This is a genomic window from Micromonospora sp. AMSO1212t (genome assembly GCF_008868145.1).
Classification (GTDB): Bacteria; Actinomycetota; Actinomycetes; order Mycobacteriales; family Micromonosporaceae; genus Micromonospora; species Micromonospora tulbaghiae.
This window is the reverse complement of sequence record NZ_WBKS01000036.1, coordinates 37118-47609: the sequence shown is the minus strand read 5'-3', so window position 1 is coordinate 47609 and position 10492 is coordinate 37118. Positions and strand designations below refer to the sequence as shown.

Genomic DNA, 10492 nt, shown 5'->3' with positions numbered 1-10492 from the left:
CGCAGGCAGAATCCGGCGAGTGGCCTCACCGACCGGTCAGTCGTTGTCCCGCCGACGGTGAGCTTGTCGCCTCCGAAACTTATCGAGATATTTACATGCCATGATTTTGTGCGCTGAGGCTACTAACTGCCCCGCCATCCGTCAATGACCTCGCTGCCAGCAGGAGCGCCGGACGGCAGGGTGGATTTTCGACCGGACGAGTGCCGAAAGTTTCGGAGCAGGTGACGTGACTCTGCCGGAAGGAGCCACCGGCGGCTCTCTCGTCCGCGCCCGGACAGCGGCCTGACTCCGGTCGCCGCGGCGCGTCTCGGGCTGACCTGCTCGGCGGCCGCGCCGTCCTGAGCGGCGCCTCGGCGGACACATCGATGCCTGTCAGGACTTTCGGTGGATCTTCTCGTAGGTGTCGAGGCTGACGTTCCCAGACGGCTGTGCCGTCGCGAGGGTTGTAAAAGCCTTCGACACAGGAGAAGACCTCCATCTCCAGTTCGTGACGGGATGGCCATGCCCGGGTGTGGACCAGTTCGGCCTTGAGGGTGGCGAAGCGACATGAGAGCGTGCTCGGTCTTGAGTCGGGCTCCCCGCCGTCAGGTAACTCTGTCGCCGTGTCGTGCCGGCTCCGCCGACAATGCTCACCGTACTGCGATACGACGAGAGTCGAAGGGTGTTGCTGGAGTGGGTCGACGGTTGGGCGGACACGAATGGCCGGTGATGGTCAGTACCGTTCACCTCGGCCGCCATCGGTACCGGGTCATGCGGCCGGCAAGGCCGCCGGGGTTCGCCGGTCTGTACGAGGGCCCTCTTGGAGCCCAGTTCTGCCTCGACGCGGAAACAGCGATGCTGTTCGCTCTGGCGTGGGGGCTGGCTGCCCGGTCGCCGCACACGATCATCTATCTTCCCCTACGTCGCGCGGCACTTCCCCACCATCACAGTTGGGGGCGCCCGCTCGACCTGGTGTTGCTGCATCACCGCCTCGCGTTCCCGCCGTCGCGGTGGAAGCAGGTCCGTTCCCGGTTGGGGACCGGTCGGCCACACACCGTCGTCCTACCCGGTCAGGCGTGGCCGGCGCGGTCGATCGATGATCACCGGCGAGTCCGGCATCAAGAGTTCCGCGATCATCTGCGGTGGGACATCGCCGCCGACACGTTGGTGCTCACCGGCAGCCGCGAAGCGTTCGAGTTGGAAGCCGACCAGGTCCGCGCCTTGGCCGAGGAGTGCCCCGCCCATCGCGCTCGCGTCCCCGGCACGCACTGCTGCGCCGAGATCGGCATGGGCAGAACGCGCCGCCACCCCGACCGACGCCGGCCGTACGCCGAACTGCATGCCGAATACTCACGGTAATGCCGAGGTCCGGCAGCGGCAGGCCACGGCAAGGAACTCGCGGCAGATCCGTGCATCCGATCTTGACCCCTCAACGACTCGTGCTGCATTTCGCCGGTGCCGCCGGGACCATCTCGGCTTGCACCAGCGTCTCGTTGCCGCGGCAGCACATCACCGCGTAGGCCGCAGCGCCGTGGACGCCAACGGTAGCGGCCGAGAAAGGCGGAACTGCGGCTCGCAGAAACGCGTTGGTCGGCCGGCCGGCACGGCGCTGGAAGCGGGGGCAGGAGAGGCAGTCATACATTACCGTGCGTAACCAGCGGTGATGAACGCCAGCACGCCAGTCGTAGCGGAGGAAGCGGATGGCACCGCAACGAGCAAAGGCGCGCTGCCCTCAGCACGTCCTTGACCTCAACCAAGCTTCAGCTTGAACACTGGCCGGGACGCCGTCTCATGCAAGGGGTGCTACACATGCGCGCAATCCAGGTGGCCGTGTTCGGTGGCCCGGAGGTGCTGCGTCCCGCGGAACTGCCCGACCCGGTACCCGGACCCGGCCAGGTCGTCGTCGGTATGGCTGCGGTAGACGTCATTCTCCTCGACACCCTGCTGCGCAGCGGCTGGGGCCAGGACTTCTTCCCGCGGACGTTGCCGTACGTGCCGGGTGGCGGAGGAGCGGGCACGGTGGTGGAGACCGGCGAAGGGGTGAACCGGGCATGGATCGGTCGCCGTGTGGTCGTACGGACCAGCACCGGTTACGCCGAACGGATCGTCGCGGACGTCGAGGAGACCATGCCGGTGCCCGACGGACTGGCCATCGAGGTGGCGGCCGCGCTGGTGCACGACGGCGTGACCGCGCTCAGCCTGGACCGGCTGGGCAGGCCGGAGAAGGGAGAATGGGTGCTGGTCTCAGCGGCTGCCGGTGGAGCCGGCTCGCTGCTGGTGCAGTTGGCCGTCGATGCCGGCGCCCGGGTGGTCGCCGCCGCATCCAGCGACGTCAAACTGGCACTGGCCCGCGAGCTGGGCGCGGAGGCTGCCGTCGATTACACGCGATCGGACTGGATCCGCCGGGTGCGGCAGGCGACCGGTGGCGGTGCGGCGTTGGTCTACGACGGGGCGGGTGGCCCGCTCGGCACGGCCACCTTGGGCGCGGTGGCCGACGGCGGCCGGTTCGTCACCTACGGCACCGCCGACGGGTTCGCCGCACCGGACCCAGAGTCGGCCGCGCGCCGCGGTATACGGGTGCTCGCTCCGCTACTGGACGGTCCCCCGAACCAGGAAACCGTGCGCGAGCTGCTGGGCCGTGCACTGGAACGTGCTGCGGAGGGACGGCTGCGGCCGGCGATCGGCGCCGCCTACGCGTTGGAGCAGGCCGCTGATGCCCACCGTGCACTTGCCGCCCGCACAACGGTGGGCAAGTCACTGTTGTTGGTCGGCGGCCGAACGGCCAGCTGACTTGTCGTCGTCGGCACCGGGCCGGGCACCGTCGCGGCGCCGACGCCGGCTCCCCGCTGCCGAACAGGCGTACGACGGTCAGCGCGACAGCATCCGGCGGACCCGGCCGCCCACCGCCTGCTTGACCTGCTCGCGCAGTGGCTGCGCGCGGTGTGCCTTGAGTTTCTGCTGCAGCGTCCGGTTCTCGTCGCGCAGCCACTGCATGCGCGCCAGCAGTTCGTCGGTGGTGTAGGCGGAGGCCGGCCGGACCGCCTCCGGGTAGGCGGTTTGGCGGACCTGCATGTCGAAGCGGGCGGCGCTGTCCCCGTCGGCGAACGAAAGGCCGAGGTCGTGCTTGGCGAGGAACGCGGTGATCCGCGCGAAACGCTCCTTGTGGCCCTCGTTCAGGGCCGTGTAGTCGGCCTCCTCGTAGAGTTGGGCGGCATCGACGTCGGCCGGTGCGTCGCGCATCAACCGGTGCGGGATGTCGAAGTAGCGGGCCAGTTCCAGGGTGCGCGAGTCGTGTGCGAGGAGATACCCGGGAGTGCCGGAGACCAGCGCCGTGATGGTGCCGTGGATCCGGGTGCCGAAGGCGAAGTCGAAGCCGGAGAGATACTCCATCCACGGCCACGGGTCCACGAACATCCGCACCTTGTCCTCGACGAAGAGCGGGTGTGAGGTGTGGATCGGCATGTCGTCGGTCTTGCCGCGCAAATTCGGTGCGTCGCCGTAGAGCAGGGTGCCGAGGGTGTACAGGCCCTGCGCCAGGTAGCGCAGGTTCGGGTAGCGCTCGTGGTGGTGGCGGACGATCGGGGCCAACGCGCGGACGTATGGCGAGATGACGAACGCGAGCCGATCCTCGGTGCCCAGGGTCGCCTTCGCCTTCTCGACCCGGAAGCTGTCGCCGTGCAGGAACATCGACGGGCAGCCGATCTGCTCGACGGCGGAGAAACCCAGCGTACGCAGGTAGGTCTCGCTGATCTCGCCGCGTACGCCGATGCTGTGCGATCGGTCCAGCACCGCCCGGCAGAACGCCTTCACCGGCTCGTCGATCGGGCGCAGGTACTCCAGGTCGCCGTCCACGTCGGTCTGCGCTCCGACCCCCAGCACCACCACCGGGATCTTGAGCCGCTCGATCAGCCGGGTCATCGACATCAGCCGGTTCGCGTAGTCGTGGCGAAAGGCGTTGGCCAGCGGGATCACAAAGACGTCGTACTTCTCGTTGATCTCGTCGGCATCGCGCGGGTCCGCCCGGAACCGCGATGGGGTGATCTCCGCCGCCGAGGTGGCCAGAAGCTTGTGCGCGGCGTGGCTGAAGACCAGGTTACCGCTGTTCTTGCCGATCCAGTCCCGTTCGTAGGTCTCCTCGGCGGTGACGACGTCGAACGGGCCCTTGCGGGCTCGCAGCAGGATCCGCTGGTGCATCCGGGGTGTCCACCCTTCGTCCCGGACGCCACGGCGCCCGGCGAGGCCGAAGCGGCGCGATCGGCCGAGCACGACCCCGTTCCGTGCAGGAGCCGAAATCCTACCGTCTCCACGCCGGTCCGGATCCCACTGACCGGCCGTCCCGTCGGCCCGAAGGTGGGCGGAGTACGCGGACCTGGCCGTGGTCGGGCAGCAGCACAGGAAGACTCGCAGTTCGGAATCGATATGGACCAGATAGTCAGATGACACCGTGCGTCACCAGCGGTAATGAACACCGGCCCGCCCGGAGCGGCAGATGAGAATCGGATACTCTGTGCCGGCAGGGCTGGCAGGCGATGCCCCTGACCGTGAGCGCAGCTTCCTCCGACACGTCACACGCTCGGGCTCGACCGGTCCGTGCACTGCTCGACTCGAGAGGCACGCCTATGTCCGGCACGACCGACCCCGTCACGTACCTCATCGTGGACGGGGAGAACATCGATGCCACTCTCGGCAACAGTGTTCTGGAACGCCGGCCGGCCCCTGCGGAGCGACCCCGGTGGGAGCGTCTGCGGGACTTCGCGCGGGACACGTGGCAGCAGCCAGTGAAGGCGCTGTTCTTCCTCAACGCCTCGGGCGGCGGTCTGCCGATGCCCTTCGTCCGGGCCCTCCTGAGCATGGAATACCGGCCTATTCCGCTCGCTGGATCATCGGATCAGAAGGTAGTGGACATCGGCATCCAGCGGACGTTGGAGGCCATCGCCCGGCGCCCGGGCAATGTGATGCTCGCCAGCCACGACGGCGACTTCCTGCCGCAGGTCGACGAGCTCCTACGAAGTGATCATCAGGTCGCGGTCGTCGGGTTCAAGGAGTTTCTCAACGCCGGCTTCGCCGATCTGCCGGGCCTGCATGTATTCGACATCGAGGAGGATGCGGGCTGCTTCACCAACATCCTTCCTCGGGTTCGCATCATCGACCTCGAAAACTTCGACCCTGAGCGCTTCTTGTAAGCAGGGCAGCGTCCACGGACCGGCCGCGAGAGCTGTAGTCGTCGTACCGACCGCGTCAGCTGAAGTGACCACTATCGGCCGGACAGTCAACGCCGGTAACTGAAGTCCGTTCAAGTGACGGTGCCGGTCGGCCACATTACGACGGCATTCTCTCACCTTCCCGGCACCACTAAACCGGCCTCGTAGGCGCACACGACGAGCTGGGCTCGATCACGGGCCGACAATTTGAGCAGCAGTCGGCTCACGTGGGTCTTGACCGTGTTGAGGCTGACGGTGAAGTGTTCGGCGATCTCCGCGTTCGACCGGCCGGCCGCAACCTGAACCAGCACTTCCCGTTCGCGCTCGGTCAGTTCGTCGAGCGCCCCCGGTGCGGTTGCCAAGGCGTGGCCGGACGTGCTTCGCACGAACTCCGCGACCAGTCGGGTGGTCAGCCGTGGGGTCAACAGCGCCTCACCACCGGCGATGATGCGGATGGCGCTGAGCAGGTCTTCCGGAGGGGTGTCCTTGAGTACGAAACCGCTTGCTCCGGCACGCAGCGCGGCGAAGACGTGCTCGTCCTCGCCGAAGGTCGTGACTATCAGTACACGGGCGTCGATGCTGTCGTCGTCGGCGATGTGCCGGGTGGCTTCGAGGCCGTCCATGACCGGCATGCGGATGTCCATGAGCAGGACGTCCGGGCGAAGTGCACGGCTCTGCCGGACCGCCGCGGCACCGTCCGATGCCTCGCCGACCACCGTGAGCCCCGGTGAGGTTTCCAAAAGCACCCGGAATCCGGCTCGTACCAGCGCCTCGTCGTCCACGACCAGGACACGGATCGGCTCGGTAGTGCCGTCAGCGCCGACCGCCGGTTCAGCCATGGCGCTTCCCCTCGCTGCGGTCAGCGTGTGCCGTCGTCCATCGAAGTGGGAACTGAACGCGCACTGCGTAACCACCGTCCGGACATGGGTCGGCCGTGACGGTGCCCTCGTACAACGCGACACGGTCCCGCATCCCGGCCAGGCCGTGTCCGCTGCCCGGCCCGGCCCCGGACGGGCCGGCGACGGGGGCGGCGTTGAGCACCGAGATGCTGATTCCGTCCGGGCCGCTGGTGACGTCGACGGATGTTGTCACCCGGCCGGCGTGGCGGACCACATTCGTCAGCGCCTCCTGCACGACCCGGTAGGCCGACTCCTCGACCGGTGGTGGTGCGCCGGCCGTCTCGGACAGTGTGAGCGTGATCGGGTAGCCGTCATCGCGGAGATTGTCGACGAGCGACCGGATGTGTGCGAGTGTCGGTCGTTCGACGGCCGGGCCGGCCGTCAGCGCACCCGCCGTGCCCAACGGATCCCCCGAAGCGTCCCGCAACGAGTGCAACACCGCTCGTAACTCGTCCAAAGCGCTGCGGCTGGCCGTCTCAATCGCCGACAGCGCGGCCAGCGCCTCCTCCGGCCGCTGTTCGAGCACCACCCGTGCCACGCCCGATCGGACTGCGATCATGCTCAGCGTGTGCGACACGATGTCGTGGACGTCCGCCGACACCCGGACCCGTTCCTCGGCGCGGACCCGGCGCTCCGCCTCCCGGGCTCGCTCCGCCGTCTCCGCGCGCAGCCGACGCTCCGCCTGTCGACGGGTACCGAACGCGTACCCCACCAACCAGGCTGGAATGGCGAGAACCAGTTGGATCGCGTTCTGCCCGGTGGCCGGGTGCAACTGCATCGCGGTCAATTCCGCCATGGTGACCAGCCCGACCGCCGCCACGCTGGCCCGCAGCGACACCTCGCGCGGAAGCCGATCGGCCACGGTCAGCACCGCGATCCCCAAGGCTGGGCCCGCGTTGCTGTGGAACACCGTGAAGCCGACATCGGCCAGCGCTGCCACGGCGAGGACCAGCGACACCGTCACGAGTACCGGTACCGGGACGGCCCGGCGCGCCGCCAGCGGCACGGCCGCGGCGGTGCCGAGGACCAGGATCGCCGCCGTCGGCCCATGTCCGGAACCGCGGAGCAGGACCGGGAGAGTGAACAGTCCGAACGACCCGACGGCCAGAGCGATGTCCAGCAGATCGGGCCATGGCAGATCGCTCCGGCCCAGTCGCATGTGGATCACGTTAGCGAAACGTATCGACGAAGGCGTCATGCGCGAGAATGACGGTGCCGCCTCCGAGGGAGGCCCCGGATCATGCTGGCGAGCGACGCCCGGGCCGGTCGGTGTGGCGCACTGTTCCAGTCATGACAAACCACCGGCTGCAGCTGTCCCGTCCCGCCGTCGTCACCGCGACCGTTTCCGTGATAGCCGGACTGGCCAGCGGAGTCGCGAGGTACCTCCACCGATCCGACACGCTCGAACCACAGATCGCGGGCACTGAGGCGTGGCTGCCGCATCTCGGCGTCCTCGCGGTCGTGACCGTCTGGTTCGCGGTGGCATCCCGCCGTAGCTCGCTCGGCTGGAAAGTGATCTTCGTGCCGCTCGGACGTCCGATGGCAGCACGGATCGGAGCCACATTCCGGTCCGGGGCCGGCGTTCCGGTTTTGCTGCGCTGCCTGGCCGTCGCCTTCCTCGTACTGCTGGAGGTGTACATGGCGTGGCGCATCGGACTGCAGGTCTTCGCCGGGCTGGACCCTAACTTCCCCCGCAACGCCTGGGGCGGCCCGTCATACCTCGGCGCGATGTTCTGTCACTACCTCGACGGCGCCCTGCTGTACCCGATCTGCCACGTCCTGCTCCGGCGAGCCACTGTCCCCGCCGCCCGGGAAGAAGGCGTCGCCGTGTGATCGGACAAGGTGAATCCGGCCACCAACCGAATGCCGATTACTGAACCTTCTGCTCGCCCTGTAGCTCCATATTGGCCCCGTCCCGGGAGCCTGGTAGCCCTTGTGATGCCCGGCGAGGTGATTCTCGGCGGCATCTCTGAGGATCGGGGTTCGGGACGAACGCCAAAGGTTTCAAGGTCTTGTCGTCTGTCAGCGTGGCCGGCTGGCCGGGCCGATGCCGGCCGGAGCGACCGGCCTGGTCTCCAGCAAGCCGGAAAGGCCGGCCCGACGTCTCGGCCATCACCGGGATGCGGCCCGCTTTACGTCCATCAGCTCAAGCACCTCGTCGCTGAGTCCGTGGATCGCGATGTCGTCACGCTGGCTCTCCCACCGTTCGCGGTCGAGCACCAGGTTGATCTGCTCCTGGCGGGCACCGTCGAAAGCCCGGATCGTGGTGCCGTTCGACTGATAGCCGAGCGACCACGAGACTCCCAGCGACGGCGCGTTGGTGGACCAGGCGGCGGACTCGGCGCGATCCGCTCCAAGCCCCGCGAACGCGAGATGCAGGATGGCGCCCCGCATCTCCTTGCCATACCCACGCCGCTGGAACCGCCGCGCGATCCATGACCCCGTCGAGACGGTCTTGGTGATCCCGAAGTCCTGCGCGCCGATCTCCTGCACCCCGACGCACGCGCCATCGACCTTCACAGCCATTACCAGGTTCCATCTGCTCGGCCGCCAGTCCGCCAGGGACGCCCAGTAGTACCGCAAGAACGACCACTCGGCCTGGGGAGACGGTCCCGACTCCCACCCCGCTACGGGCGAACGCGCCAGAAAGCGGTTCTGCGGATCGTAGATGCCGGCTGCCGCATGGATCGCCAGTTCGGCAAGCTCATCCTCACCCGGCACAGCCAGCTCAAGCACCGACGTCGTCACCCGCAGACGGCGCACGGGCCAGATCTCGGCCAATGTCATCCGAGCATCATGCCCTGTCCTGCCGTCTGCCATTGCCCGCAGATGTTGGGGGATCTCCTCGTCGGGCAGTGGTACACCGTCCAGCCTTCCCGGACGGGGCGAAGGCCGATCGTCCGGTAGGGTGCTCCACCTTGTTCCCGTCCGGAAAGGCCGGTAGCCCTTGTGGTGCCCGACGAGGCGATTCACCCCGGCCGATCTCTGAGGGCCGGGGGTTCGGGGCAGAGCCGCGAGGTCTTCATGGTTCTTGTCGTCCATCAGTGTGGCCGGCCGGCCCGGCCCGATATCCGGATCACCCTCTGACCTGCGTCGGGACGGCCGGACGCGGAACTCCTGGCCGCGTTACTCGCACAGGGCTACACCGAGTGGGATGACGACGCTTGAGCTGGCCGCAGGAGCGGGCACCGGCAGGTGCGACGCCTTGAGGAACGGATAGACAGGTGTGAGCGAGGAGGCCGCGTCGGCGGTCAACGGTGGGCCAGGTGGGCCCGGCCCGTCTCGCGCAGCCGCGCGTGCACGCCGTCGTACGCGGTCACCCCGCCCAGGTAGCGGCGGGCCACCCGAGCCAGCATCGTGTAGTTCGGGTCGCAGACGTTGCCCACCGGCGCTTCACCGGCCTGGCTGACCAGCTGGTACGCGTCGAGCTGGTCCAACCCCATCAGCTCGGCCGTCCAGGTGACCAGGTCGTGCTGGCTGATCCGGTACGCGTCCTCCAGCGGCTGGGCCGAGCCGGTGCTCATCAGCGCGTCGTCGGACTCCAGCCGCGGCCACGGCGTCGACACGCCCTTCACCAGGTCGAGAATCAGAGTGGTGTTCATCGCCGCCTCGACCCCGGTGCCGCACACCTCGCCGTGGCCCTGCCGGCAGTGACCGTCACCCACCGCGAACAGCGCACCCGGCACGTTCACCCCGAAGTACGCGGTCACGCCGGCCCGCAGCTCGGGCGAGTCCATGTTGCCGCCGTGGGCGTCCGGCACGATCGTCATCCGCGACTCGAACGCCGCCGGCGCCACCCCCATGGTCCCGTGCATCGGGTCCAACGGCAGCGCCACCGTGTAGTCGCCGCGCCGGGCCCGGTACGTCACGGTGCCGGCGGCGACGTCGACGTCGTACATCCAGACCAGCTCGTCGAGCGGCGGGTGCAGCATGGCCGTGGCGTGCGTCCCGGTCAACGCGCCGAAGTGCGGAAAGGTGCTGGAGACCGCCCAGTCCCGGGCCGGTTCGACGGCCACCACGTGCACCGCAAGCGTGTCCCCCGGTTCGGCGCCCTCGACGTGGATCGGCCCGGTCACCGGGTTGAGATAGGGGAACTCACACACCCGCGAGGGCAGGTCGTCGATGCCACGCACCCGGCCGCCGTAGCAGTCCTCGGTGTACAGCTGCACGACGGTGCCGGGCCGGACCCGCAGGACCGGCTCCCGGCCGCCGAAGGTGTACGACATCTCCGCCGGCTCGGGCCGGTAGGTGACGACCTCGGTCATGGCAACTCCTCGTCGCGGTCGGTGGTGGAAGCCGAGCACCTGTGCTGCTACCCGGGCGTTGATCACGACCTGCAGCCGGATGGCGAACCCGCACCATACCGATGACGCGCAGGCTTGCCCGACCGCAGCCGGGACGCGCAGACTTGGC

At 68.4% G+C, this 10492-nt stretch carries 9 protein-coding genes; 4 read left to right on the top strand and 5 right to left on the bottom strand.

The genetic code is table 11. From position 1 onward, the window contains the following. Positions 1-834 precede the first annotated feature (834 nt). Both F8279_RS12530 and F8279_RS12525 read left to right on the top strand, forming a co-directional pair. Positions 835-1338: a hypothetical protein gene (locus tag F8279_RS12530; RefSeq protein WP_225853248.1), complete on the top strand. Its 504-nt coding sequence runs from the start codon at positions 835-837 to the stop codon at positions 1336-1338. 450 nt (positions 1339-1788) lie between these two features. Continuing rightward, the gene (locus F8279_RS12525) at positions 1789-2769 is read left to right on the top strand and encodes a zinc-binding dehydrogenase (RefSeq protein WP_151500003.1); all 981 of its coding nucleotides are present in this window, start codon (positions 1789-1791) and stop codon (positions 2767-2769) included. Between the two features lie 78 nt (positions 2770-2847). On the opposite strand, the gene F8279_RS12520 is transcribed toward F8279_RS12525, so the two are convergent. Beyond that, a complete protein-coding gene (locus F8279_RS12520; RefSeq protein ID WP_091424918.1) occupies positions 2848-4173 on the bottom strand; it encodes a polysaccharide pyruvyl transferase family protein in 1326 nt (441 codons plus the stop codon). A gap of 425 nt (positions 4174-4598) precedes the next feature. Here F8279_RS12520 and F8279_RS12515 point away from each other — a divergent pair, with 425 nt between their 5' ends. After that, positions 4599-5162 carry an NYN domain-containing protein gene (locus F8279_RS12515; RefSeq protein WP_151500002.1) on the top strand — a complete coding sequence of 188 codons (564 nt, stop codon included), beginning with the start codon at positions 4599-4601 and terminating at the stop codon, positions 5160-5162. A 152-nt stretch (positions 5163-5314) separates the two neighbouring features. On the opposite strand, the gene F8279_RS12510 is transcribed toward F8279_RS12515, so the two are convergent. Together F8279_RS12510 and F8279_RS12505 are read right to left on the bottom strand one after the other, a co-directional pair. Continuing rightward, the gene (locus F8279_RS12510) at positions 5315-6019 is read right to left on the bottom strand and encodes a response regulator transcription factor (RefSeq protein WP_151500001.1); all 705 of its coding nucleotides are present in this window, start codon (positions 6017-6019) and stop codon (positions 5315-5317) included. Continuing rightward, positions 6012-7238 carry a sensor histidine kinase gene (locus tag F8279_RS12505; RefSeq protein ID WP_225853250.1) on the bottom strand — a complete coding sequence of 409 codons (1227 nt, stop codon included), beginning with the start codon at positions 7236-7238 and terminating at the stop codon, positions 6012-6014. Before F8279_RS12505 ends, F8279_RS12510 begins: the two co-directional genes overlap by 8 nt. Positions 7239-7369: 131 nt before the next feature. Here F8279_RS12505 and F8279_RS12500 point away from each other — a divergent pair, with 131 nt between their 5' ends. After that, positions 7370-7912, top strand: a complete 543-nt coding sequence (locus F8279_RS12500; protein ID WP_225853247.1) for a hypothetical protein — start codon at positions 7370-7372, stop codon at positions 7910-7912. 279 nt (positions 7913-8191) lie between these two features. On the opposite strand, the gene F8279_RS12495 is transcribed toward F8279_RS12500, so the two are convergent. Together F8279_RS12495 and F8279_RS12490 are read right to left on the bottom strand one after the other, a co-directional pair. Then, positions 8192-8866: a GNAT family N-acetyltransferase gene (locus tag F8279_RS12495; RefSeq protein WP_192580682.1), complete on the bottom strand. Its 675-nt coding sequence runs from the start codon at positions 8864-8866 to the stop codon at positions 8192-8194. A 464-nt stretch (positions 8867-9330) separates the two neighbouring features. After that, positions 9331-10344 carry an acetamidase/formamidase family protein gene (locus F8279_RS12490; RefSeq protein ID WP_151499998.1) on the bottom strand — a complete coding sequence of 338 codons (1014 nt, stop codon included), beginning with the start codon at positions 10342-10344 and terminating at the stop codon, positions 9331-9333. Positions 10345-10492: the final 148 nt, after the last annotated feature.